The sequence below is a fragment of the Flavonifractor sp. An9 genome (assembly GCF_002161245.1).
Taxonomy (GTDB): Bacteria; Bacillota; Clostridia; order Oscillospirales; family Oscillospiraceae; genus Flavonifractor; species Flavonifractor avicola.
In genome coordinates this window covers 325,199-351,157 of the sequence record NZ_NFHC01000001.1, presented here as the reverse complement: position 1 = coordinate 351,157, position 25,959 = coordinate 325,199, and the positions used below count along the sequence as shown (strand labels likewise).

The window sequence follows — 25,959 nt, the reverse complement described above, 5'->3', positions numbered from 1 at the left end:
TAGTTTGGGAAGTTGATCCTGCTCCCTTCCCCCAAAACCCTTGCCACTACTGAGAAAAAGGGCAATTACCCATTTGGGAGACTGCCTTCCCAAAGAAAACCTACACCAGATAAGGATTTTGAGCCATTTGGGAAGTTGGGAGACAGAATTTGAAAACTTTTTTATAAAAAATTATAATGGGGTATCGCCCCGTTATCTAAAAAATAAATTTACATTTTTAATTTTGAAAAAGTTATAAAATGGGATTACCCAAATGCCCAAATGCAGTTTTTTCCTTATGTGGCAAGGGTTTTTGCTTGGGTAAAAATTTGGATTTGGGAAGTTCAACTTCCCAAATGCTGAAAACGCAGGCGCAGCAAGGAAAACTGAGGATGGGATCAGGGAAAAGCAGAAAACGAAAAGTCTTGAAAAATGGACAAAGTTCCTTTTCGTATTTCAGATTTTGGGAAGTTGCTGATTTTCCTTGAAGGGAGTGGATTTTATAGATTGATGAAAGCGAGGTATTCGTATATGGTGAAATTAAATATAGATGGTATTCCAGAAGAACTAAAAAAGAACAAAAGGTGGGTAGGATTCGAGATTGGGAAGAATGGAAAAAAGCCCATTGACCCCAAGAGCATAGGTGGGTTTACATCCTATGCCAGCATATCAGACCCATCTACCTGGGGTACATTTGAAGAAGCAGTTAAGCTGGTTGAAGCAGGTCTATGTGAGGGTATAGGGTACGCTATAACCAAAGACGATAAATTGATTTTTATAGATGTAGACCTGCATCTGGATAAGTTGACTTCTGAGGACGAAAAGCAGAAAGCAGAGAAAGTAGTTCACGCTTTTTGTAGAACCGTAAAGGATTTCCAGACTTATATGGAAACCAGTATTTCAGGAAAAGGGGTCCACCTTTTGGCAAGAGGAGCTTTGGACGAGACCTTGAAAACAGGGGCTTCGCCTATCGCCCCTGTTGAGATTTACGATAACAATCGATTTATCATTATGACTGGTAACAAAGTTGAAGATTTTGATATTTCAGATGATGAACGCACAATTCAAGGCATCAGGAATCTTCACAAACATTATTTTCAGAAGAAAAGCCCATCTTCTGAGTATGAGGTAGGACAGGGCAAAATAGACCCCTTAGACGGGGAGAAATACTCAGACCAGCAGGTATTAAGTGTGGCCCTCAAAGACAAGAAATTCAGTCTGCTTTGGAACGATAAGTGGGCTGAGGTAAAAGATAACGAGGGACAACCCCTCTACACACAGCAGCACTACGCTGATTTTGCTTTAATTTCAAAGTTGACCTACTATACGGGTAACTGCCCTACTCAGGTAGAAAGGCTTTTCAAGCAAAGCCCCTGTTATCTGGCTTATGGTAGGAATGGGAAGTGGAGCAAATACGAGAGTGATATACGCAAAGATATTGAGAAGGCAAGTTCCACCTGTACCAAAGTCTATACGCCTGCTGAGGTAGTCCAGGTGGATACTCAGGGTGATACGGGTAAGGTGGATGGGTCACAGATAGTTTTATTTGTAGATGATAAGCCACAATTTCAGTCTATCAAAAAATGGCTGGGCGATGGGCAAGACCCCTTGGTCAAAGACCCTGAATTAAAATCATATCTGATGGAGTACATAAAAAAGTATGAGAGCAAAAATATCATCTGCATCCCAGACCTTCATAAAGAGGATAACAATGTTAATGGGTGGAGTAGTATTGTAAGGCGTGTTTCTGGGGAGCAGTTGAAATTCAGCAGCAAGTTTGGGTTGTACTATATATGGAGGAAAAATAGATTTTTGGGGTGTATGGACCCTGAAATACTCATAAATTACATTACAGAAATATTAGGGTTGGTGGAACATTCTGCTTTTCAGTATGTAGTTGAAAAAGCAGCCACAAGGGATGATAAAAATGCTGAGGACTTTGAGAAATGGGCGTTGAAACTGCTGAACTCCAGCAAAAGGTATGTGTCAGTCGCACACACAAAAGATGTGCTGAAGAAGTACAAGGGTATGGATGTAGGAAATGACCTGCTTGGGTACTATGAAAGTCCATATATCAATATGAAAAATGGTGTTTTAGACCTTACCGCAAAGCAGCTCCTCCCTCACTCACCAGCATATAATCAGCACAAAATTACTGGGTGTGCGTATGATCCTGACGCCACCTGTCCAGAGTTTACAGGAATGATGGAGAGATTACTCCCCGATAAAGCCGTCAGGCGTGAATTCCAAAAGGCTGTAGGCTTGTGTCTGGCAAAAGAGCAGTTACCAGCAAAAAAGGTGCTGATGCTGCTGATTGGACCCAAAGACACTGGCAAAACAACTGTACTTAATATCTTGGTCGATGTTCTGGGTGAGTATGGAGCGTCCGTAGACAATTCTCTTTTAATGCAGACCAACAAGGATAAAACCCGTGGACCAGAGATGTATGATTTCAGGGAAACCTTGATGATTACCACCTCAGAAGCAAGCGAAAATGACAAGTTGGATACGGGTAGGGTTAAGGCTCTGACTGGTGAGACCACCATAAGTGTCAGAAATAATTACAGCACCAGTATGGATAAATTCAAAATGATAGGCTTAATTTTTATTGACAGTAATTTCAAGCCGTATATCCCACCCAGAGATACAGCAGCCTGGGGTAGGTTACGCCTATTCCCGTTTGAGCAGGTCATTACTCAAAAAGACCCCACCCTAAAGAGTAAGTTGGAGCAAGAAAAAGCAGGGATTTTCAACTGGATTTTAGAAGGTTTAGATTTGATTTTAGAAGAAAAAGAGATTTTTGAGACCGATAGTATGCAGGCTTATAAGGGTGAGTATAGAAAAGAAATGGATATCACTCAGCAGTTTATTGAGGATTGTTTGGGAAAAAGTGAAAATTCAACTGATAGAATACAAACCACCTTGCTTTTCTCCACTTATAAAAATTGGTGTAGGGACAACAACTTTAAGCCCACTATCCGTAACAAATTCTATGAGGAAATAAGTAGGTCATTTGAAAAGAAAAAGAGTGGTATAGAGTATTTTGTTGGTGTGCGCCTAAATGAAATGGGTGTTCTATATGCTAATATGGAGAAGAAAACCTCACAGCAGTTTGCCAAAGACAAAAAGAAGTTACTTGGTGGAGAGGGTGTAGGACTGACTTATGAAACCCTGAAATACGCTCATTTCAACAATTCCAAAGGTTGGTTTATCCAAAATATCAGGTCTGAGTGTCAGTTTCACGATAAAGGCAGTATGTATGATAGGTACAATGAATGGTGTATAGAACATCACCTGATGCCCATAAAGAAACCTGATTTTATCGCAAAGGTCAGTTATCTGTTTGAAAATATGGCTGGCTCTACCGTATCAGCAGACGATTTGGAAAAGGTCAAGGAGATCTGGAGTCAGAGTTGAGGATTTGAATATGTACATTCAACACTAACCCCACGCCGGTACCGGCGTGGGGTTCATCTTTGTCAGCAGCACTACCCACTATTTGTTCTTTTCTCAGAAAAATGAAGGGCATAAATGGAAAAGAAAGACACAGTTATAGGAAATGTGGGACAGTAATTTTTATATTGAGTAGTGGTTCAGGAAGATGGACTAAGAAAAAGAGGTGGTGTTTATGGAAAAAGCGGTAATCGCTTTGAAAGTCAAGAGTGATAAAAGTGGTATTAGGACAGCAGTTTATCAGGCCTGTCAACTCGCTATGCAGGCTTGGAAAAGTAATATTGAGGTTATTGATTGTATTGTAACTTTTGGTGGTTCAAAAGATATTCTTAGGGAAGTCAAGGTAATTGACGCAAAAGCAAGGTTTGACACGCTGCTGATTTACTCACCCAGTCAGATATGTAAAGATAAGATTGAATTTTTAGAGTTTGAAAATTTTATGACTGAGTGTTTCAAAGTGCAGATTAAGTTTCTACGCTCAGGAACTTAATGAGTGTGTCAAAACCTTATGGGATTGGGGATGGTTCTGTTATCCTTTGGATTGTAGTCCTTCCCCTTTTCCCTGATGGGTTACGGGAAAGTGTCAAAGTCCATTGGGATTTTGGTCATAATTCAATTTATTACCAAAATAGGATGAATATGGGAATTTAAATTATTTCCGCATTCTCAAGGGAATAAAGGCAAAAATATTTATTTTTTGAGCATCTAAAGTGTTATTTACCTATATTTTATGGTGCTGAAAATATTAGATGCAAAAAATCAGCAAATATTTTTATTTATTACCAAACCCCTTAGATTGTGGTCATAAATCCAAAATGTCAAGGGATTTTGATACAGTTTTCATTGTGTAGGGAATACGGGAAGTTCCCCTATTCCCTCTTAATAACAGGAAGGGGGTGTACCTATGGTTTGGGCCTATGTGATGGAAAATGGGAATGGTGTAGAAAAGCACAGCAATCAACCAGTTTTTCAACTGATCCAGAAGATGGGGCTTACAGATGAACAGCTTGTCTTTGACCAGGATAATAACAGGGGTGAATTCTGCAAACTTTTGGAGAGTATGGATGTAGGCGATAAGTTAATTATCAGGAGTGTCGCAGATTTGGCAGATGATTTGATGAATTTGATAAATGTATTTCAAAAACTGACTGACAAGCAGATTTCACTATGTAGCATTGAAGAACCTTTTTTGTCTGGTGAGGACTACTTGGGGAGCATTACGGAATTTACCCGCTTGTATGTGCTTTTCCAGAAAAAGAAACAGCAGGCAGGTTATAGAAAGGCTTGTGCTGAAGGCAGGGTGGGTAGGCCACCTACCAAGAGCAAGGATATTGAGCAGGCCATTGAACTTTATAAAAGTGACGCCTGTACCATCAGCCAGATCACCGCTCTTACAGGGGTCAGCAAGACTACCCTGTATAGGGTGCTGAAAGAACAAAAAGTGGGTAGACCAGAGGGTTAAAATCCCACTTCGTTAAATAGATAGATAAGGAAAAATGACACTCTGGTGTATGGTGAAATCTCAAAGGGAGAAAAGAACGAAAAGCGTGTCAGGAGTTAAACGAATATTTTTAGATAAGGGGTTGAGGAAATGGCAAATAAGAAAACACGGGCAGTCGATAAGGAAGAATTTGAAAAAATCATAAGTACCATAAGGACAGGCTTTGTCCTCCCTGGTGGGGATAGGGTCAGACCTAATGAACGAGTGGCAACAGCACTCACGCTGCAAGCAAATTTGGGGTTACGGATTGGCGACATAGTACATTTGAGGTTAGCAGATATCCTTTTTGAGGGTGGCAGGTATCACCTTGACATCGTGGAGCAGAAAACGGGAAAGTCCAGAACATTCACTGTACCAGCAGAGGTTTATATCTACTTACAGGACTACGCTTTGAAAAATGGGCTAAAACCTACTCAAAAGTTATTCCCACTTACAGTCAGAGCAGTCCAGCTCCATCTTCAAAAGGTGTGTAGGTATCTGGGGATCACTGGTGTCAGCACACATTCATTCCGAAAGTTCTTTGCAGTCAGCATCTATATAGAAAATGATTACAATGTAGAACTGGTACGCCAGCTGCTCCAGCATAGTAGTGTGGCAGTTACACAGCACTATTTAAGTGTGGAGCCTAAAATCGTAGAGCAAGCCTTACAGAAGCATATCGTATTACCCGCATAAAAAAGGACAGTTGAGCGTGATTGCTCAACTGTTTTCTTTTTTGAAGGACATAAATATATTTTATTTTGACATATACACTTCAAAAAGAACACAAAAAACGAAAAACACACTAAAACGATGACAGTTTTCCTTAATCAATGCAGAAACAAGTGGTTTCTATAAAATTGGTTAAGGAGATTTGATATATGAATAATAGTTTATTGATAAGTGTACCTTCAGCAGCAAAGAAGTTGGGAGTTCCCAAGAAAGCAGTCCTGTCAATGATTAATACGGGTGTTCTGGTAGGTATCGCCGCAGCTGGCGATACCTACATTACCACGCAAAGCATAGAAAGCCTTGCGGGACAAAATTCAACTGTTGATTCTGGGCAACATCCCAGTGGATATCCAGAACCCCAGGAGGTATCATGCCTGTTGACCAAAAATGATGTAGTCGTTGAGCCAGAGAAAGCAGGTGCAGATATGGTTTACAAGGGTTCTGTTTCATCCTTAAAGGATGGTAGGTTTATGGTGCAGATAGACCTTGGGAAGACCCCTGATGGCAAGAGGAAAAGAGAGAGCAAGAGTTTCAAGTCTCAGAAAGAGGCTGATGCCTACCTTGCTAAGAGGTTACAGGAATTGAATGGGGTTCAGGTAGTCAGCACACCTTTTGTTCCTGCTCAACCTATGGCATCCCTTGCCCTCTCCCAGTACACCCAACTGACCTTTGAGGAATACGCTATTGAACTGTTGAATTCTGGTGTTGGCAAGGCCACCACTCGCACGATTGAAAATTACAGACGAGGAAGCAAAATGATGCTGCCATACATAGGCAGCAAGAAGATGGTAGAGATTACAGAACAGGATATCAAAAAGGCTTTTGAAAAAATCAGGTACGCTTACGCTAAAAGTGGCGTAAGACACAGTTTCAATACAACCAAACTGATTTTTCAGACAGCCCTTGATAACAACGATATACCAGTAGATATTATGAGAAGATTAAGGTGTCCTACCAGTAAAAAGCCTGTCGCCAAAGACAAATATCCTACTTTCTCAGACGAGGATATAGATGTTCTGTTTCAAACCAGCAGAAAATACAGTCTGGAACTTTACACCATTTTTGCAGTTTTAGAGTGTACTGGAATGCGTCCTGGGGAATTGAGGGCTCTGGAATGGGATTCATTCGACCCACTCCAAAAGACAATCCGAATTCAGCAGGCTGCAACCGTGCAGTATGAAGAAATTACTACTTTGAAACGACAGGCAAAGCATAGGGACATCATCTCCACCCCTAAGTCTGAGTATAGTGTAAGGACACTCCGACTGTCTGATCTGGCCGTAAAAGCCTTACAGGAGTGGAAGCAATTTGTCAGTAGGAGCAGGAGTGCAGGCAAGCGTAACAGTCAATTTATTTTTTCAGATAAGGTAGGTAATGTCAGGTCAGAATCATCCTATCAATCTCTGATTCAAAGATACAGAAAGCAGTATCATATTGAGGATATGGGAATCAATCTCTATAAATTCAGACATACGATGTGTACTCGCTTGATCCTATCTGGTCAGCCAATCTCAGTCATCCAAAGAATAATGGGTGACAACACCCCAGATATTATTATGAAGATTTATACCCACGTCAACGAGGAAATGGCTATGAAAGCAACAGAGGGTTTTTATGATGAACTCAATCGAAAAAATGCCAACAGGATGGTAGTGTGAGCATAAGGGTGGTCAACAGACCACCCTTCATTTTTTGTTGACATCCGATGTCAAAGACGGTACAATAAGTGTGATTTTTGACGCAATTTATGTCATCATGCCAACAAAAACACATTTTGTCAACAAGTTAATTTCTTTACCATATCTCCCCAAAAGGGTGTTTCAGGAAGCGCTCGTAATGAGCAGGCCGTGGGTTCGATTCCCACCACTAGCTCCAAAAAAAGGCACGACATATGTCGTGCCTTTTTTGTTATTTTCCGGCGTTCTTGGTGCCCTGCTGTCAAAGCGCCCGGCGCAGCTTCAGAATAGTTAGATTAATCTCTCCATCCACCGCATCTCCAGAGCCGGAATAGGTCAACGTAAACGTTGTGGCTGCTGGCGCCCGCAGAATAAGAAAGCTCGAGCCTGCCGCACTCCCACCGGCTGTACTGACAGCAAAATAGATCCCTGTCTCCAAATGGGTGGTACCGTTATAAGATGGCGTTACCTGCATATAGTTGGCCTGCCGAAAAACCGCTGATACCTTATAAGAAATCAAATAATAGCCAGGTTCCAGCGCAATAACCGTGGGACTGGCCTGGGTGATCTGCCCGGTTGGATCTGTCACATCCGGAAACACCACCAACTGACTCCCTCGAACAAGCGGATACTGATAATTTACATACGACGCAAACACATCATCTGGAGCGGTGCCGGCAGATCCAGTAGGGCCTGTGGGACCCGTGGGACCTTCTCCCCCCGCAGGGCCAGTTGACCCCTGCGCTCCCGTCGGCCCTGTGGGGCCGGTGCTGCCCACCGCTCCTGTTGGGCCCATGGGGCCCGTTGCTCCTGTTCCTGCGGGGCCTGTGGGGCCTGTAGGGCCGACAGGGCCCGTATCACCCGCTGCCCCTGTTGGACCTGTTGGACCTGTGGAACCAGCGCCATCGGCCCCTGCAGGGCCTGTAGGACCTACTGGGCCAATACTGCCAGTCGCCCCTGTGGGACCCGTAGGGCCTGTTGGACCGGTACTGCCCACTGTCCCCGCCGGACCCATGGGACCTGTTGGGCCGGCATTGCCCGTTGCTCCTGTGGGGCCTGTGGGACCAGCACCGCCTGTTGCCCCTGTAGGGCCGGTAGGTCCCTGCCAGATACAGCAGGGCGGTCCGCTCAGGCGAAGCGGGTCCGGATTATAATATCGATACTGCTCGTTTTCCCATCGCCGCACGGCCGCTCCCTCGTCTCTCCTTAAATTCTCCGGCAACTCATGAAAGGATTGCCGTCTGCTTCATCCTATTCTCTCCCCTGGCCGCTGGTGCTGTCGGCAAAGAAAAACCGGCCCCTGCCGCAGCTGCGGCAGGGGCCGGTTCTGTCTGCTGGAGATCAATACAGCAGGTTCTTCTCAGTCTGAGGATCAAACAGGTGAATGAGCTCAGGACGGAACGCAAAGTTGATGGCGGTACCATAGGGGATACCGGCACGATGCTCCTCAGGCAGCTCGGTGGTGGGAATACGCAGCACCACGTCCTTGCCGGCGGCGCTCACATGGAGGTACACCTCGCTGCCCATCATCTCGGACACATCCACCGTGCTGGACACGGTGTGAGGACCGGCCACAGGGGCAAAAGAGATGTGCTCGGGACGGATACCGGCCACCACATCCATGTCGCCCACACCCTTCTCGGTGAGGATCTTCTGGGCCTTGTCAGCCAGCTCAATCACAGCGTCGGCCACGGCGATCTGATACTTGCCGTCCTTCTTCTGCAGCTTGGCATCGAAGAAGTTCATCTGGGGAGAGCCGATGAAGCCGGCCACAAACAGGTTGGCGGGACGATCGAACACTTCCTGAGGAGTACCGATCTGCTGAATGAAGCCATCCTTCATGATGACGATACGGTCGCCCAGGGTCATAGCCTCGGTCTGATCGTGAGTCACGTAGATGAAGGTGGTGTTGATGCGCTGGCGCAGCTTGATGATCTCGGCACGCATCTGGTTACGCAGCTTGGCGTCCAGGTTGGACAGAGGTTCGTCCATCAGGAACACCTGAGGATCGCGGACGATGGCGCGGCCGATGGCCACACGCTGACGCTGGCCGCCGGACAGAGCCTTGGGCTTACGATCCAGGTACTGGGTGATATCCAGGATGGCAGCAGCCTCACGCACCTTCTTGTCGATCTCATCCTTGGGCACCTTGCGCAGCTTCAGGGCAAAGGCCATGTTCTCATACACGGTCATGTGGGGATAGAGCGCGTAACTCTGGAACACCATGGCGATATCGCGGTCCTTGGGCTCCACATCGTTCATCCGCTTGCCGCCGATGAGCAGATCGCCCTCGGAGATATCCTCCAGGCCGGCCACCATCCGCAGAGTGGTGGACTTGCCGCAGCCGGAAGGACCGACCAGCACGATGAACTCCTTATCCGCGATCTCCAGATTGAAGTCGTGGACAGCGGTCACCTTGTTGTCATAGATCTTCTTGACGCCTTTCAGAACTACAGTTGCCATATACATGGACCGTAAGGGCAATGCCTCCGCAAATACCCTCTCGCCCCGGGAGAGCAAAACTCCCAGAACGTTACGACAGGTCTCCACACTGCCGCACCGCCGGTCCGGCGGATTTTCCTCCTTTTTTTCGACTCTTCCGGCCTATAGGAATGGAGTAGGACCGGAAGGCCTGTATTTGGGGGTGCGCTCTATTCAGCCGCGGACTAATTCGCCGCGGAAGAATACATCTTTCAGTTCCAGATTCTCATCCAGAACAACCACATTGGCCCGCTTGCCGGGCTCCAGGCTGCCGGCCCGGCTGAAAATGCCGATAGCCTTGGCAGGGTTGACCGCAGCAGCCCGCACGGCATCCGCCAGAGGGATGCCAAAAGACACGGCGGTCTTCATACAATTCATCAGATCGGTAACAGAACCGGCCAGGGTGCCGTCCTCCAGGGTAGCATACTGGCCCTTTACCTTGACGGCCTGGCCGCCCAGAGTATAATCGCCGTCAGGCATACCGGCGGCCCGCATGGTATCGGAAATCAGGATGACACGCTTGGCGTCGAACATCTTGAACACCGCCCGCACCACAGAGGGATGGATGTGAACGCCGTCACAGATCAATTCCACATTGCACAGCGGAGTGTCCAGAGCCGCGCCCACCACACCGGGAGCCCGGTGGGTAAAGGCCGGCATAGCGTTAAACAGGTGGGTCACCTGCCGGGCGCCCAGCCGGAAGGCCTCCATAGCGGTGTCATAGTCGGCGGTGGTGTGAGCCAGGGAGATGGTAACCTCGCTCTCCATAGCCTCGATAAACTCCATGGCGCCAGGCTCCTCGGGAGCCAGGGACACCAGTTTTACCAGGCCCTGAGAGGCAGCAATAAGGCGGCGCAGCATATCCACATCAGGGGCATGGAGCCAATCGCCGTTCTGAGCGCCCTTCTTGGCCATGGAGAGGAAGGGCCCCTCCAGGTTAATGCCGCACAGGGCGGCGCCGGGCTTGTCGGCAGCCTTATGGGCGGCTGCCACCTGGCAGACCTTGGTGAGCTGCTCCTCCAGCAGGGTCATGCCGGCGGGGCAGATCTGAGTTACGCCCCGGGACAGCTCGTACCGGGCCATGATCTCCAGGCCCTCGGGGTCGGCGTCGGAAAAGTCGCGGCCTTTACAGCCATGAAAATGTACATCGGTCAGACCGGGGATCACATAGCAGCCGGTGGCATCATAGGTCTTGCCATCGCTGCTGGAGTTGGAAAGAAGCCGGCCGTCAAAGCAGACGTCCCGCTTGACAAATCCCTCCTGCAGGTCAAAAACCTGGCCGCCGGTTATCCGCATACGGGAACACCTGCTTCCACAAGCTTATGGAGGGCAGCCTTATCGCCCACCAGGGTTACGTCGGGATGGAGCTGGAGCACGGAAGCAGGCACGTCCTTGGTGACGGGGCCGGTAAAGGCCTCCTTCACGATGTCGGCCTTCTCCTCGCCGCTGACGATAATCAGGATGCGGCGGGCATTCATGATGTTCTTGATGCCCATGCTCAGAGCGTGGCGGGGCACCTCGTCCCGGCTCTCAAAGAAGCGCTTGTTAGCCTCGATGGTGCTCTCGGTCAGGTCCACCAGATGAGTCTCCAGGCCGAAGTCGTCGCCCGGCTCGTTGAAGGCAATGTGGCCGTTGTGGCCCATACCCAGCAGCTGCAGGTCAATGCCGCCCAGATCCCGGATCAGCTTGTTGTAGGCCTCGCACTCGGCCTCGGGGTTCTTGGCCAGGCCGTTAAGCACATGGGTGTTCTCCGGCTTGATATCAATGTGGTCGAACAGGTTATCCTGCATAAAATAGCGGTAGCTCTGCTCATGGTGGGGAGAAAGGCCCAGGTACTCGTCCAGGTTGACGGAGCGGACCTCCGCGAAGGACAGATCGCCCTTCTTGTACCAGTCCACCAGCTGCTTGTAGGTTCCCACAGGGGTACCGCCGGTAGCGAGACCCAGCACGCAGTCGGGCTTGTAGATGACCTGGGCGGAGATGATGTTGGCCGCCCGGCGGCTCATGGCCTGATAGTCTTCCGATTGATAAATACGCATAATAATGTAACTCCTAGCCTTTCATATCAAAGTGGGGCGGACGGGTCACCGCCCGCCCCGAAACTTGATCTGGGATCAGCAGTATTTGGCAATGGCTGCGGTGATCATGGCATAGGCCTCGTCCACCACAGCGGCATCGCTGTCGATCAGGCCGGGCATGGGCTTACGGACGGAGCCGCAGTTCACGCCGTTCTTGGCCAGGATGGCCTTCATCACGGCATACAGGTTGCCGTGAGCGGAGCACATCTTATAGATGATGCGGCAGATATCGTTCTGAATCTGGCGGGCAGGCTCCATCTCGCCCTTCTGGAAGTGCTCATACACCTTCAGGAAGAGCTCGGGCATAACGGCATAGGTGCCGCCGATGCCGGCGCAGGCGCCCATGGCCAGACCGGACACATACTGCTCGTCGGGACCGTTGAACACGATGACCCCGGCATCCTTCCACATCTGGATGTCCTGAACAGGCATGGAGGAGTTCTTCACGCCGATGACCCGGGGATTCTTCTGCATCTCAGCCAGCAGAGAGGGGGTCAGGGCCACACCGGCCAGCTGGGGAATGTTGTAGATGATGAAGTCGGTGTTGGGAGCGGCAGAAGAGATGTCGTTCCAGTAGCCGGCGATGCCATACTCGGGCAGGTGGAAGTAGATGGGGGGAATGGCGGCAATGGCATCCACGCCCAGGCTCTCAGCATGAGCAGCCAGCTCCATGCTGTCGGCGGTGTTGTTGCAGGCAACGTGGGCAATGACGACCACCTTGCCCTTGGCCTCGGCCATCACGTTTTCCAGTACCACCTTGCGCTCAGCCACGCTCTGGTAGATGCACTCACCGGAGGAGCCGCCCACATACAGGCCATTGACACCCTTGCCGATCAGGTAGCGGGTCAGGGCGCGGACCTCGTCGGGGGAAATGTTGCCGGCCTCATCATAGCAGGCGTAAAAGGCCGGAATCACGCCCTGGTATTTTTTCAGATCGCTCATTTCAATATTCCTTCTCTCAAAACGATAATAAACGAACTTGGAGGATAAATCAACCCTTAAATACGCACACCGCAGGGTAAAATGAATGTACCGGCGGAGCAGCGTCCGGTCAGCGGGATCAGCCCTTGACCGCGCCCATGGCAATGCCCTGGGTGAAGTACTTCTGGAAGGCGATGAACACGGCCACGATGGGGATGGCGGCCAGGGTGGCGCCAGCCATGATGAGGCCGAAGTCGCTGGACATCTCGCCCTGCAGGCGGGCAATACCCAGAGAGATGGTCCAGTTGACACGGCTGGTCAGCATGATCAGCTGGAGGAAGTAGTCGTTCCAGGAGTTAACGAAGGTAAAGATAGCCAGAGCACCGATACCGGGCTTAATCATGGGGAATACCACGCTGAAGAAGGTGCGCAGCTCCCCGGCGCCGTCCACCCGGGCGGCCTCCAGGATCTCATTGGGTATGGTCTCGGAGAACTGTTTCATCAGGAACACGCCGAAGGGCCAGCCTACGGTGGGCAGGATAACGGCCCACAGGGTATCCGCCAGATGGAGGAGGTTCATCTCGCGCAGCAGGGGGATGACGATAACCTGCTTGGGCAGAGCCATGGCGCAGATGATGATGGTGAAGAGGAGGGCCCGGCCATAGAACCGCTTCTTAGCCAGAGCGTAACCAGCCAGAGCTGCGGTGAGGCAGGTGAGCACCAGCGCGCCCACAGCCATAATAATGGTGTTAAGCAGCCACTGGCCAGCGGGATTCTTGAACAGCTTGGCGTAGTTCTCCAAAGTAGGACTCAGAGGGAACCACTGAGGGGTACGGGCGTTGATGGTCATGGCGTCCTTGAAGGAGCCGGTGACGATCCAGTACAGCGGGAAGATGAAGAAAATTGCCAGGAGGACCAGGATCACGATGGTGATCGCCTTGTAACCGGTGGAAGTACCGGCCAGCTTGCTTTTCACGTTATTCATCTTCTCACCTCCTTAACCGTTGTCAGTCTTCGCGAACTTGAACTGGATGGCAGAGAAGATCGCGATGATGATGGCCAGGACCACACCCATAGCGTTGGCGTAGCCGAAGTTCTGGTTGTTGTACGCCATCTGGAAGATGTAGTACATAATGGTGTCGGTGGCATGGTTGGGTCCACCGGAAGTCAGCAGCTGGATCAGTGCGAAGCACTGGAAGGAGTTGATGGTGGTGATAACCAGGATGTACAGGGTGGTGGGCATGATCTGGGGCCACTTGATCTTCCAGAACACCTGGAGCTTGGTGGCGCCATCCACCTGAGCAGCCTCCACCAGAGACTGGTCCACGTTACCCAGGGCAGCCACATACAGCACGATGGGCTGGCCAATGGAGGTAGTGAACAGAATCAGGATGATACACCAGATGGCGGTAGCGGAATTGCCCAGCCAGTCATAACCGGTGGTACCAAAGATCTGGTTCAGCAGGCCGTTGTAGGGGTTGAACATCCACTTCCACACCACGGTAACTGCCACGGTACCGGTAACCACAGGCAGGTAGAACACGCAGCGGAAGAAGGAGCGGGTCACTGCCTTCATCTGATAGATGGCAGAGCTGACCCACAGGGAAAATGCGGTAACGGCGGGCACCGCTACCACCACGATGATGACGGTGTTCAGGAATCCCTTCCAGAAGATGGGATCCTGTGCCATCTTGACATAGTTGTCAAACCCAATAAACTTGGTGGCGGAGCTGTCCAGGCCCATTTCCTGCAAGCTGAACACCACGCACATGATCATTGGAATTACCACGAAGCCGATGAAGAAGATCAGGCTGGGCAGCAGGAACAGGTAGGCGGAAATGGTCTCCCGCCGGACCAGGGCCTTGCTCATGCCGGAGAACTGGGACCGTTTCTCCTTCTTGGGCTTCTTCGCGACCGTTGCTACGGCGTTTTGTGCCATGAGATTCTCCCCTCTTTTCGAACTTATTTGCACACCTCTCCAAATCATTTTGGAAAAGCAACTGTGCCCGCCCCCTCACAGGGAGCGGGCACAGAAAGTGCGTCAGATCATACTTGCGCCGCTTAGCCGATGGCAGCGTTGCTGGCGCTGACAAACTCGTCAGCAGCAGTCTGAGCATCCACGCCGCCGGTCAGGATCTTCTGGAGCATATTCCACCAGTTGGTGCGCTGCTCGGTCCAGCCGCCGATAACGTTGTAATAGTCGCCCATGTAAGGCATCAGAGTGAGGAACTCAGCGGCATCAGCCTCGGTGTCGGTACCCTCGTACACGTTGCCCAGAGAAGCACGGACGGGGAAGAAACCGGTCAGCTGCACGCTCTCCTTGGCCTGCTCGGGATCGTCGCAGATGTAGCGGATGAAGTCCTTGGCAGCCTCGATCTTGGCCTCATCGCCATTGTCGAAGATACCGAAGCCCCAGATACCGCCGCACAGCTCGGGCTTGCCGTCGTCAGAGGGGAAAGCCATGGCATAGGGGGTGAAAGCAACCTGAGAAGCGTACTGAGCCTTGTTGGAAGCGTTCCAGCAGAAGGTCACAGCAGCGGTGCCGTTGGCAAACTGCTGCAGCTCGTCAGCAGCCTGGAAGCCGGCGTTGGCGTTCAGGGAGCCGTTGTCCACCATGGACTTGATGAGCTCCAGAGCCTTCACGTTCTCGGGAGAGTTAGCGGTGTACTCAGTGTGGTCGGCATTGGTGTAGGTGCCGGAGTACAGGTTGTTGACAAGGGCGCGGGTGCCCTGGTCGCCGCCCTGGCCGCCGCAGTAAACGATACCGGGCACGGCCACCAGACCGGAGTCACGGACGGCCTCCATGGCCTTCACGAAGTTGTCGGTAGTCCAGGTGCGGGTCTCCTCGTCGATGTACTGCAGAGCACCGGCCTGCTCAAAGACCTCATAGTTGATGGCCATGCAGTGGGTGGTCATGCACAGAGGATACTCATAGTACTTGCCGTCCAGCTGGCAGGCATTCACAACAGCCTCGCTGGTGGCGGCGATGTCGGCAGTGGTCTCTTCGGTCCACAGGTCGGACAGGTCCACCATCAGGTTGTTGGCGCCCCAGTTGGTCACCAGACGCTCGGGACCCTCCATGATGATGTCAGGAGCAGTGCCGCTGGTGATAGCGGAAGTGACCTGAGTATCACCGTTGGTGTAGTCCAGCAGCTCGAACTTGATGGACACGCCGGGGTTGGCGGCGGTGTACTCATCGATCAGAGCCTGCATGGTGTCATAGTCACCAAACTTGCCGATGGGGTAGGTCCAGATGGTCAGCTCCACAGTCTCGCCGGAGCCGGAGGGAGTGTTGCCGGACGGGGTGTCGGTGTTGCCGGCGGGGGATTCGCTGGTGCCGCCGCCGCCGCAGGCAGCCAGGCCCAGAGACATGGAGGCAGCCAGCATGAGCGCAAGAATACGTTTCTTCTTCATCATTCATCCTCCTCATTTTTGATAATTTTCGTGATTACTCAGTGGTAACCCGTTGTGTAGATTGTACAGTTCAACACAAGATTTGTCAATAGCGAATTGCACATTTTCTTTCTTCTTTTGCGGTGTCTGCAAATTTTTTTCAAATTCCACTGTTGACGATCAAATGTGTTTGTCTGACAACACTTCAGCCACCAGTTCCTGTCTGGCACGGCAGCCCTCCCGATCCCGGCGGCATACCTCATGGAAGAGTACATCCATCAGATAGAGCTGGGCAATACGGGCAGCTACGGAACCGCCCTGGAGGGGGCCCTCCCGGGAACCGCATTGAAGCACAATGTCGGCATAGGCGGCGCCGGGAGACTTGGGGAACCGGGTAACCAGGATAATCCGTGCTTTCCGGTCCCGGATAATCTGGAGGTTCTTCATCAGCTCTTTGGTGGAGCCGGAGTAGGAGAAATAGATGACCAGATCGCCGGGGGTGAGCTGAGAGGCGGCAATCGCCTGAAGATGGGAGTCCATGACCGCTGTAAAATTCAGCTGAATGGTGCTGAACAGGTGGGCGCACTCCTGGGAAAGGATCATGGATCCTCCCTGGCCCATGCACAGTACCCGGCCGGCGGAGACGATCATATCCGCCGCCTTGCGCACCGCATCCGCCTGGATCAGCTCCAGAGTCTGGGCCAGGGCCTCGGAATCGCTGCGATAAACAGCGCGGCACATTCCCTCCACGCTGTCCTCTTCCTCCAGCTCTCCCGCCTCTGCGGCACTGTGATCCATCCGGCCGGCAGTAGCGTTGGCAATGGCCAGCTTAAAAGCGCTGTAGCCCTTGTAACCCAGCCGTTTGCAGAAACGGGAGATGGTGGCCTCGGCCACGCCGGCCTCCTCCGCCAGCTCCGAGATGGACATAAACTGGGTCTGCTGCTGGTGGATAACGGCGTAGTCGGCCACCTTTTTCTCCGCGCTGGTCAGCTGGTAGTACTCGCTGTTGATCCGTTCAAAGACATTCACTAACGGCATTGCCGCCCTCTCAATTCCGCTCCAGGATCTGGCCGATCATCTGATCGCACATGATGAGCATCCGAGGCAGGTGGAAGGGACCTTTGAAGGTGGAACCCTTGCAGGGAGGCTCGGTGGGCTTGCCGTCCCGGCGCAGATAGCCGTACCAATCGCCGTACTCAGGATCAGAGAAGTATTTCTTGCAGTAATCCAGGGTCTTTTCAAACCACTCCAGATACTTCTCGTCGCCGGTATCACGATAGATCATCATAGAGGCGATGAGGATCTCGTCGTGAGGCCACCACAGCTTCATGTCGTGCTCGTAGGCCTCGGGGGGACGGCCCAGGCAGTCAATAAAGTAGAGCAGTCCGCCGTACTCCTTGTCCCAGCCAGCATTGATGGCCTGGTCAAAGATCTTGATGGCGGTGGCGTGCTGTTCCTTGTTGCCCCGCAGGTTGGCGTCCTCCATCAGGAACCAGGAGCACTCGATGTCGTGGCCGGGATTGACCACACGTCCCTCGGTCACATCGCCCCGGAACTCGCCGTTGGGGCCCACGCTCTCCAGAGTGCAGCCCAGCTCGGGCTTATAGTGGTAGCGGAAGATCTCGTCCACACACTGAGCGGCCCGCTGGTTATACAGCTCAGCCTGCTCGGGGTCCACCCGGCGCAGCACGGAGGTGATGTTCAGGTAGATCATGGGGTTGGCCAGAGCGCGGCCGGAACGGGTCTCAGGAATGGTCTTGGGGCCCAGTCCGGTGGGGTCCTTGATCAGGCCCTGATTCAGATTCCAGATCAGCTCATAGGCAGCGCGGGCACGCTCCAGGCACTCCTTGTCCCCGGTAACACCATAATATTCGGCGTTGGCGATGGCGTAGAACCCCTCGGAGAAACAATAGCGGCGCTGACGCAGGGGCTTGCCGTCACCGGTCACGGTGAAGTACATCCGGTTGCCTGCCTCCCGGTTGATGCAGCAGCGCTCCATAAAGTCCAGGCAGCTCTTGCTGGCAGCCAGCCACTCGTCCTTCACCCCATAGGTGTGGCACAGATAGGCAAACATCCAGGCGCAGCGGCCCTGCATCCATACGCTCTTGTCGGTGGAGAAGATCTTGCCTTCCCGGTCCAGGCAGGTGTAGACGCCCCCGTTTACCGGGTCCATGCCATTTTTCAGCCAGAAGTTGACGCTCCGCTCCAGCTCTTCCTTGATCCATTTCTGATGATCCTGCAGACGTGCAGTGATATCCATAATCGCAATTCCCACCTTTCCATTGTTGGGAGATGATCCCCCGTTGGTTCCATCATACCCGTCGGTCCATCCCCCGTCAAGACCTGGGAAGAAAATAATTTTCAGAATCCTGAAAATATGCTTGACAGATTAAAAAAAACTGGTAGCCTATACATATAACGAGCTTTCTGTTTCCCATATATGTTAAGGAGGATGTCTCATGAAACATCTTGGCATTGAAGTCCCTGTCAAACACGTCCCCGAGCTGGACCCCGGTTTCCTCCCCCTGGGCAAATTTTTTGCATCCTTCCTGAAGGACGCCAAAAAGCCTCTGGATCTGGCCGTGGAGCGGGCCGGCGGCGAGGTAGCCGTCTACAAGACCTTCATCCACGGTACCCCCGACATGGCTGAGGCCGACCGCTACTATGTGGACCGGCTCATCAAGACGATGCTGTGGTATATGGGCGGCTTCAAGGTCTACATCAGCGGCGACAAGGATATCTTCGAGGCTATGAAGGCCACCTACTGCGTGGGCGGCAAGCGCTCCTTCGACGCCGACTTCATGTCCAATGTGTATGAGAAGCCTTTTGAGGTGGTGTACTGCGACCAGGTGCCCGCCGAGAAGAGCAATCCTCAGGCCGTGGGCCGTCACCTGGGCGGCTGCCGCATCGGCTTTGACGCCGGCGGCTCGGACCGGAAGGTGTCCGCCGTCATCGATGGCGAGCCTGTGTTCAGCGAGGAAGTGGTCTGGTATCCCAAGATCACTGCCGACCCCGACTACCACTACGAGGGCATCGTGTCCGCCCTCAAGTCCGCCGCCCAGCATATGCCCCGGGTGGACGCGGTGGGCGTCTCCTCCGCCGGTATCTACATCGAGAACCGCACCATGGTGGCCTCCCTGTTCCTGAAGGTGCCCAAGGAGGACTTTGACGCCAAGGTGAAGGACATCTATATCCGCGCCATTAAGGATACCTTTGGCGATGTGCCCTATGTGGTAGCTAACGACGGCGACGTGTCCGCTCTGGCCGGTGCCATGAGCCTGGAAGAGAACAACATCATGGGCATTGCCATGGGCACCAGCGAGGCCGTCGGCTATGTGGACCAGAACGGCAACATCACCGGCTGGCTCAACGAGCTGGCCTTCGCCCCCGTGGATGCCAACCCCGACGCCATGGAGGACGAGTGGTCCGGCGACATCGGCTGCGGCGTGAAGTATTTCTCTCAGGACGGTGTCATCAAGCTGGCCCCCGCCGGCGGCATTGAGCTGGACCCCGCCCTCTCCCCCGCCGAGAAGCTGAAGGTGGTGCAGAAGGCTATGGAGGAGGGCAACCCCGGCGCCGCCGCGGTGTACCGCTCCATCGGCGTATATCTGGCCCACTCTCTGGCTCTGTACTATCATTTCTACGGCTTCAAGCACGTGCTGCTGCTGGGCCGCGTTATGTCCGGCAAGGGCGGCGACCTGCTGCTGGACACCTGCAAGAGTGTGCTGGCCGACGAGTATCCTGATATCGCCTCCAAGATCAACCCCACCATGCCGGACGAGAAGGCCCGCCGTGTGGGTCAGTCCGTGGCCGCCGCCTCCCTGCCCGAGATCAAGTAAATGCGGCGCCACATCGTCTGTCTGGGAGACTCCAACACCCATGGCTACTGTCCCGATCCTGCCGACTGCGCCGACGGTTCCTGCTTCCGCTTCAATGAGGAGGAGCGTTGGACCTGCCGGCTGCAGCAGGCTCTGGGAGACAGGTATCTGGTGGTGGAGGAGGGTTTGTCCGGCCGCACCACCGTGCTTGACGACCCGGTGGAGGAGGGCCTGTCCGCCCTGTCCTGCCTCTATTCCTGCCTGAAAAGCCACAAGCCGGTGGACCTGCTGGTGGTCATGCTGGGCACCAATGATTCCAAGGAACGCTTCGGGACCAACGCCTACACCATCGGCCGGGGTATGGAACGGCTGGTCCGGGCCGCTCAGGCCCTGGACTGCTGGCCGGACGGCAAGCCCAACATTCTTATGATTGCTCCCAAAGCCATTGAGGAGGGTGTCTATACCTCCCCGGTGGCCGATGAGATGGGGCCCGGCTGTGTGGAAAAGACCCGGGGGCTGGCGGCGGAATATGAGGCCGTGGCCCGGCTGACCGGCTGCGCCTTTCTGGACGCCAATAGCCTGAATCTTGCCTACAATACGGTGGACTATATGCACCTGACCCGGGAGAGCCACGCCAAACTGGCCCAAGCTCTGGCCCATCTGATTCCCACCCTGATCTGAATAAAAAATGTGGACGGCGCTGCCGTCCACATTTTTTATCTCTATATACATTATTATTTAATGGTATAGCCACCCCGGACCATGATAGTCACATCGGCGGAGGCCTTGACCCCCCGGCCATCGATGGTTGCCAGATACAGGTGGTTGGTGGTCAGGTTTTTCCCGCCGGCCAGGGCCGAGCCGTCAGTGGTGTCGATGAGGCCGGGGGCCGTATCGGACACACAGACTGCCGTGCCGGTCCGCAGCAGAAATTCGCAGGCCGCGGTGCCCACCACAGTCTGTCCCGCCTTCAGATTAACGATCTGGAACACACCGCCGGCGGAAGTGGAGCCAGAACTGCCGCTGAGGGCTTTTTCCACCTCATCCACATAGCCGTCCACCACATCGGACAGCTTTTTCTCCAACTCAGACTGCTTGTCCGCCACTTTGTCATCCACCTGATCCAAAATGGCTGGGATCGCCTGATCCTCCAGATAGCTGAGGGTGACCAGGGGATCGTTCTTGCTGCCCTGCTGTCCGGCAGCCACCGCCACACCCACCAGGGCCAGGGTGACCAAACCGCCGGAGATGAGCCGGACCAGTCCTTTGCTCTGCTTCATATGTACCTCCTGTCTGACGGGGAGCCGCCCTTGGGGACGGCTCCCCTCTTGTCCTTAAACCATGGTTTCTGTGTGCAGGCCAAAGCTGACCGCGATGGCGTTGTCCACCCGCTGCATCTGCGCTTCGTCCAGCCGACCCATGTGCTCTCTCAGCCGCCTTTTGTCCAGCGTCCGGATCTGTTCCAGCAGCACCACCGACTCCTTGGGGAGACCGTAGGTGTTGGCTGAGAGCTCGATGTGGGTGGGCAGACGGGCCTTGCCGGTCTGGGACGTAATGGCCGCCGCGATCACGGTGGGGCTGTGTCGGTTGCCGGTGTCGTTCTGCACGATGAGTACCGGCCGCACGCCTCCCTGCTCGCTGCCCACCACAGGGCTCAGATCGGCATAAAAAATGTCTCCGCGTTTTACGCTGTTGTCCACAAAAGCTCACACTCCGCCGGAAAATAGTCACCAGCGTCACACGACCGGAGGCCTATGTAACGCGGTCACTATGATTCTCCCACGGGGCGGCGGGAATTATACCCGTCCTGCAAAATTTCGCGGGGCAGGCCGGTCCTCCGCCGCCTGGCCGGGCCTTTCTCCCCCGGCCCATTGTATGCGTCTGCCGGACAGCCGGTGCCTCAGTCCAGGTAGGCCCGGTGAACCCGGGGGGACACGGCGCACAACAGCTCATACTGAATGGTGCCCGCCAGAGCGGCTACATCCTCAATGGGCAGGTGCTCGCCGAACACCTCCACCTCATCTCCCGGCGCCACGTCCAGCCCGGTGACGTCGGCCATACACATATCCATACAGATCCGGCCCACAATGGGGGCCCGACTGCCCTTGACCAGCACCTCCAGCCTGTCGGAGCACAGCCGGGGCAGGCCGTCGGCATAGCCGATGGTGAGGGCGGCCAGTTTGGTCTCTCGATCCAGCACATGGGTGCAGCCGTAGCTCACCGGGGTCCCGGCAGGCACAGCCTTTACCGAGGCCACCCGGGTCTTGAGTGTCATCACCGGCCGCAGTCCGGGGCCGTCCAGCCCCTCGCAGGAGGGATCTGGATAGTGTCCGTACAGGGCGATGCCAGGCCGGACCATGTCCAGGTGGGTGCAGGGGAACTTCAGGGCAGCAGCACTGGCGGCGCAGTGACGGATGGCAAAGGTGATCCCCCGCTCCTTCAGCGCCTCCAACAGATCCAGAAAACGGGTAAACTGGAGCATGGTATAGTCCTCATCCCCGTCGGCGTTGGCAAAGTGGGTGTAGATGCCCTCCGCCTCCAGGCCGGGCAGAGCGCACACCTGGGCAATGGCCTCCACAGCGGCGCTCTGATCCTCCCCGCCGCACAGCCAGCCCAGCCGGGACATCCCGGTATCCGCCTTCACATGGATCTTCAGGGTCTTGCCCGCAGCAGCTGCCGCATCGGACAGAGCACGGGCCATCTCCACATCATAGACCGTCTGGGTAATGCCATTGTCCAGCAGAGCTTCCGCCCGCTCGGTGGGCGTATAACCCAGAATCAGGATAGGGGTGGTGATTCCAGCCTGGCGCAGCTCCAGAGCCTCGTCCAGGCAGGCCACTGCCAGATATTCCGCGCCCAGCGTCTCCAGCCGCCGGGCCACCTGTACCGCGCCGTGGCCATAGGCGTCCGCCTTCACCACGCCCAGAAACCGGCAGCCCTGGGGCAGCATGGCCCGCAGCGCCCGATAATTATGTTCCAGATTGGACAGGTCGATCTCCGTCCATGTTCTTGTCTGCGTTTGTTTCATCTGATTTCCTCTTTACCTTGAGATACAAAATGCCCGCCGCCGGGCGGCTGACACAGCAAAGCTGCCAAAGGGCAGTTCATTGGTCCTTATTATACTACGCCGCCCCGCCGGTCACAACCCCGAACCGAACGGTCTTTCATGGATTTTTCATCTAATGTTCATACAATTTCCAAGACATTTTTCCTGCTTCCGGATATACTATAGGCATAGAAACAGTTTTCGCACCATGCTCCCGCCCCCTGTATCAGGCGGGATCTAAGGAGGTTTGTTCCATGATGGAAGATGTAGGAAAGGTATTTGCCGATGTAGGCCTGGCCAGCGTAGGCCTGGTGGCTCTGGCCGCCGAGCAGATGGGCAAGGCCGGTAAGTTCCTGGTAGAAAAAGGCGCCGCCGCGGTGGAGGAAGGCCGCAAGCACGGCGCCGAGCTCCAGCGCAAATGCCAGGAGGAGGCCCAGCGCCGCCGGGAGGAGCAGTTCGACCGGCACGTCAGCCAGATGAATGCCCAGCAGCGGGAAGAGCTGCGCCGCCGTCTGGCGGAGCTGGATGACCTGGAGCGGGAAGCCGCTCAGGCCGACTCTGAGGACAACGATACCACCGCATTTTAATACAGCGGGGTGCTGCCAGGCAGCACCCCGCTGTATTTATTCCATCGTTGCAAAGCCGGAAAAGACGCACTGGATCACGGTAAAGCCATCCTGGGACAACTCTCCCCGAAGGAGGGCGTGGCTGTCCGGATCAAACCAGAGGGAGCACTCCTGGCCCTCCCCTGCCTTGGCCTCCGGGTCCCGGCAGATCACCCGCAGAACCTGCCCCTCTCCGGTCTCCTCCATGGCACACTCGGCGATAAAACCCTCGGTGGCATAGCGCAGTAAGACGGGTACCGCCTCCATGGGACTCATACCGCTTTCATCCAGGGGGCCGGTCTCTACCCACACGCCGTCATATTCCAGATACCCGCTGCCGTCCTTCAGCCGGGCGGTCACTCCGGCCACGGCGTCCGGACTGGTGACGGTGAGCACGCTCTCTCCCTCCCGCCGGTAGGACAGGTCCAGACCATACTCATAGACCCGCTGTCCATAGTCAGCGGTCACAGTTAATTGGGCGGTACAGCCCTCCATGGCCAGATATTCCCCCCGGATGTCCAGGGCCAACTGCTCTGCGCCGGTGGCCCCGCCGCCGCAGGCAGCCAGAGCCAGGCACAGGGTTATCGTCAGTACGCACGAACCAAACCGGCGGCGCACTCCGTCTCCCCCTTTATTCCATTTTTATTCCACATATTCCTTGATCACCCGGGGCAGCGCCGCCACCACGTCGGTAGGCGTCATGCCGTACTCCCCAATCTCCTGGGCGCACAGATCACCGGCCGCGCCGTGGAGCCACACCGCCATGGGCACCGCCTGCCGGGCGGGCAAGCCCTGTCCCAGCAGGGAGAGGATCACGCCCGCCAGCACATCGCCGCTGCCTCCCTTGGCCATACCGGGATTGCCGGTGGTGTTGATGTAAGCAGTACCGTCGGGGAAAGCGGTGATGGTGCGGTGGCCCTTGAGCACCAGACAACAGCTGTGCTCCATGGCAAAGCGCCGGGCCGCCCCCAGCCGGTCCCCGTCGGACAGATCGCCTCCCAGACGGACAAACTCCCCATCGTGGGGGGTCAGCACCGTATGAAGGCCCTGCCGGGCATCCAGTACATCTATATGTCCTTCCAAGGCGTTTATGCCGTCGGCATCCAGGATCACGGGGATATGGATCTCATGCAGCAGGTGACGCACCACCGCGGCCACACCGTTGCCCCGGCCCAGGCCGGGGCCGATGAGGCACACACCGGAGCCCGCCAGCTTATGATGGATCACCTCTCCGGCCTCCAGAGACAGCTGTCCCTCCTTGCCCGCCGGCAGAGGGTAAGGCATGGCCTCATCCAGCTTGGCGGCGGCCACCGCCCAGATAGGGGTGGGCACCCCCACCGACACCAGCCCCGCGCCGGAGCGAACCGCCGCCTGGGCCGCCAGCACCGGAGCGCCGGTATAGCCCACGCAGCCCCCCAGAATGGCGCACCGGCCGAAGTCCCCCTTATGGGCATCCAGAGGCCGGCGGGGCAGGCGTACATCGGCCGCCTCCACGGTACTCACCGGACAGTCCAGGGCATCCACCAGATCCTTGGGAATCCCAATATCGGCTACCGTCAGCTTGCCAGTACACAGTCCGCCTTTCCCTACATAGTGGCCCGCTTTGGGCAGGGTGAAGGTAACGGTGCGGGCCGCACGCACCGCCTCCCCCAGCACCCGGCCGGTGTCGGTCTCCACCCCGCTGGGGATATCGGCGGACACCACCGGAATGTCGCAGGTGTTCATCATATGGACGGCAGTAAGGGCATCCCCCCGCACATCGCTGTTCAGCCCGATGCCGAAAATGGCGTCCACCATGGCAACCGCCTCCAGACACCAGGCCGCAAAACCGGCGTCATCGGGCTGGAAGGGCTCCAGTTTTCCTCCCGCCGCCGCCAGTTTGGCCTCCATAGCTCTGGTATCCTGGGTCATCTTCTCGTGGCTGCCCACCAGGACGCACCGCACTTCAAATCCCGCCTCCAGCAGCTGTCGGGCGCAGGCCACGCCGTCGCCGCCGTTGTTGCCCGGCCCGCAAAAGCACACTACCCGTCCAACGCAGTCCCCCGTTAGGTTCATGACCTCCTCGGCCAGGGCCGCTGCCGCCCGCTCCATCAAGCCGGTGGACGGGATTCCCCGTTCCTGAATGGCGATCCGGTCCGTCTCCCGCATCTGCTGTGCTGTGGCGATCCGCATATTCATACACACTCCTGTTCCTTGGTTCTTTCGTTCAGGCAGCCCCATTATATGCTGTCCATCCCGTCCCGTCAATTTTAATCTTGCACTTTCTGTCAAACTGTGCTATAAATAATCTTACTTGC

Annotated in this window: 23 protein-coding genes; 8 read left to right on the top strand and 15 right to left on the bottom strand. The window is 54.4% G+C overall.

Annotated features, from left to right (window positions below):
- The first annotated feature begins 411 nt into the window (after nt 1-411).
- The 5 genes from B5G40_RS01680 to B5G40_RS01660 all read left to right on the top strand — a co-directional run bounded on the left by B5G40_RS01680 (nt 412) and on the right by B5G40_RS01660 (nt 7,302).
- Complete coding sequence (locus tag B5G40_RS01680; protein ID WP_087398547.1) at nt 412-3,396, top strand: phage/plasmid primase, P4 family; 2,985 nt, start codon at nt 412-414, stop codon at nt 3,394-3,396.
- A gap of 211 nt (nt 3,397-3,607) precedes the next feature.
- Nucleotides 3,608-3,922, top strand: coding sequence for a hypothetical protein (locus B5G40_RS01675; RefSeq protein WP_087327863.1), 315 nt, complete (start codon nt 3,608-3,610; stop codon nt 3,920-3,922).
- 414 nt (nt 3,923-4,336) lie between these two features.
- Entirely contained in the window at nt 4,337-4,894 is a 558-nt protein-coding gene (locus tag B5G40_RS01670) for a helix-turn-helix domain-containing protein (protein ID WP_087271997.1), read from the top strand.
- A 129-nt stretch (nt 4,895-5,023) separates the two neighbouring features.
- Complete coding sequence (locus tag B5G40_RS01665; RefSeq protein ID WP_087271995.1) at nt 5,024-5,608, top strand: tyrosine-type recombinase/integrase; 585 nt, start codon at nt 5,024-5,026, stop codon at nt 5,606-5,608.
- A gap of 185 nt (nt 5,609-5,793) precedes the next feature.
- Nucleotides 5,794-7,302, top strand: a complete 1,509-nt coding sequence (locus B5G40_RS01660) for a tyrosine-type recombinase/integrase (RefSeq protein ID WP_087271992.1) — start codon at nt 5,794-5,796, stop codon at nt 7,300-7,302.
- A gap of 280 nt (nt 7,303-7,582) precedes the next feature.
- Here the strand turns inward: B5G40_RS01660 and B5G40_RS17250 are convergent, their stop codons facing one another.
- The 10 genes from B5G40_RS17250 to B5G40_RS01605 form a co-directional block, all read right to left on the bottom strand.
- Nucleotides 7,583-7,927: a hypothetical protein gene (locus B5G40_RS17250; protein ID WP_087188306.1), complete on the bottom strand. Its 345-nt coding sequence runs from the start codon at nt 7,925-7,927 to the stop codon at nt 7,583-7,585.
- A gap of 734 nt (nt 7,928-8,661) precedes the next feature.
- Nucleotides 8,662-9,783, bottom strand: a complete 1,122-nt coding sequence (ugpC, locus tag B5G40_RS01645; protein ID WP_087398559.1) for an ABC transporter ATP-binding protein — start codon at nt 9,781-9,783, stop codon at nt 8,662-8,664.
- Nucleotides 9,784-9,975: 192 nt separating this feature from the next.
- The gene (gene nagA / locus B5G40_RS01640; RefSeq protein ID WP_087398544.1) at nt 9,976-11,097 is read right to left on the bottom strand and encodes an N-acetylglucosamine-6-phosphate deacetylase; all 1,122 of its coding nucleotides are present in this window, start codon (nt 11,095-11,097) and stop codon (nt 9,976-9,978) included.
- A complete protein-coding gene (gene nagB, locus B5G40_RS01635; protein WP_087271979.1) occupies nt 11,088-11,840 on the bottom strand; it encodes a glucosamine-6-phosphate deaminase in 753 nt (250 codons plus the stop codon). The genes nagA and nagB overlap by 10 nt, the downstream gene beginning before the upstream one ends.
- 75 nt (nt 11,841-11,915) lie before the next feature.
- The gene (locus B5G40_RS01630) at nt 11,916-12,821 is read right to left on the bottom strand and encodes a dihydrodipicolinate synthase family protein (RefSeq protein WP_087188303.1); all 906 of its coding nucleotides are present in this window, start codon (nt 12,819-12,821) and stop codon (nt 11,916-11,918) included.
- Between the two features lie 118 nt (nt 12,822-12,939).
- On the bottom strand, nt 12,940-13,785 hold the full coding sequence (locus B5G40_RS01625; protein WP_087398543.1) for a carbohydrate ABC transporter permease: 846 nt from the start codon (nt 13,783-13,785) through the stop codon (nt 12,940-12,942).
- A 12-nt stretch (nt 13,786-13,797) separates the two neighbouring features.
- Entirely contained in the window at nt 13,798-14,670 is an 873-nt protein-coding gene (locus B5G40_RS01620) for a carbohydrate ABC transporter permease (RefSeq protein ID WP_343212785.1), read from the bottom strand.
- Nucleotides 14,671-14,861: 191 nt separating this feature from the next.
- The gene (locus B5G40_RS01615; protein ID WP_087398541.1) at nt 14,862-16,214 is read right to left on the bottom strand and encodes an extracellular solute-binding protein; all 1,353 of its coding nucleotides are present in this window, start codon (nt 16,212-16,214) and stop codon (nt 14,862-14,864) included.
- 159 nt (nt 16,215-16,373) lie between these two features.
- Nucleotides 16,374-17,231, bottom strand: a complete 858-nt coding sequence (locus B5G40_RS01610) for a MurR/RpiR family transcriptional regulator (protein WP_087188299.1) — start codon at nt 17,229-17,231, stop codon at nt 16,374-16,376.
- Between the two features lie 10 nt (nt 17,232-17,241).
- Nucleotides 17,242-18,453 (bottom strand): AGE family epimerase/isomerase, encoded by a 1,212-nt coding sequence (locus tag B5G40_RS01605; protein ID WP_087188298.1) that lies wholly within the window; start codon nt 18,451-18,453, stop codon nt 17,242-17,244.
- A 199-nt stretch (nt 18,454-18,652) separates the two neighbouring features.
- Here B5G40_RS01605 and B5G40_RS01600 point away from each other — a divergent pair, with 199 nt between their 5' ends.
- A complete protein-coding gene (locus B5G40_RS01600) occupies nt 18,653-20,032 on the top strand; it encodes an ROK family protein (protein ID WP_087327884.1) in 1,380 nt (459 codons plus the stop codon).
- Nucleotides 20,033-20,692 (top strand): GDSL-type esterase/lipase family protein, encoded by a 660-nt coding sequence (locus B5G40_RS01595; RefSeq protein ID WP_087398540.1) that lies wholly within the window; start codon nt 20,033-20,035, stop codon nt 20,690-20,692. It abuts the gene before it with no gap.
- A 53-nt stretch (nt 20,693-20,745) separates the two neighbouring features.
- On the opposite strand, the gene B5G40_RS01590 is transcribed toward B5G40_RS01595, so the two are convergent.
- From B5G40_RS01590 to alr, 3 genes are all read right to left on the bottom strand, one after another.
- Nucleotides 20,746-21,291 (bottom strand): hypothetical protein, encoded by a 546-nt coding sequence (locus B5G40_RS01590; protein ID WP_087271961.1) that lies wholly within the window; start codon nt 21,289-21,291, stop codon nt 20,746-20,748.
- Between the two features lie 54 nt (nt 21,292-21,345).
- Complete coding sequence (locus B5G40_RS01585; RefSeq protein WP_087271958.1) at nt 21,346-21,711, bottom strand: type II toxin-antitoxin system PemK/MazF family toxin; 366 nt, start codon at nt 21,709-21,711, stop codon at nt 21,346-21,348.
- 200 nt (nt 21,712-21,911) lie between these two features.
- Complete coding sequence (gene alr / locus B5G40_RS01580; protein ID WP_087398539.1) at nt 21,912-23,039, bottom strand: alanine racemase; 1,128 nt, start codon at nt 23,037-23,039, stop codon at nt 21,912-21,914.
- A gap of 272 nt (nt 23,040-23,311) precedes the next feature.
- Here alr and B5G40_RS01575 point away from each other — a divergent pair, with 272 nt between their 5' ends.
- A complete protein-coding gene (locus B5G40_RS01575; protein WP_087398538.1) occupies nt 23,312-23,644 on the top strand; it encodes a hypothetical protein in 333 nt (110 codons plus the stop codon).
- 36 nt (nt 23,645-23,680) lie between these two features.
- Here B5G40_RS01575 and B5G40_RS01570 read toward each other — a convergent pair whose 3' ends face one another.
- The gene (locus B5G40_RS01570) at nt 23,681-24,280 is read right to left on the bottom strand and encodes a hypothetical protein (protein ID WP_087398537.1); all 600 of its coding nucleotides are present in this window, start codon (nt 24,278-24,280) and stop codon (nt 23,681-23,683) included.
- A gap of 24 nt (nt 24,281-24,304) precedes the next feature.
- Nucleotides 24,305-25,840 carry an NAD(P)H-hydrate dehydratase gene (locus tag B5G40_RS01565; RefSeq protein ID WP_242959114.1) on the bottom strand — a complete coding sequence of 512 codons (1,536 nt, stop codon included), beginning with the start codon at nt 25,838-25,840 and terminating at the stop codon, nt 24,305-24,307.
- Nucleotides 25,841-25,959: the final 119 nt, after the last annotated feature.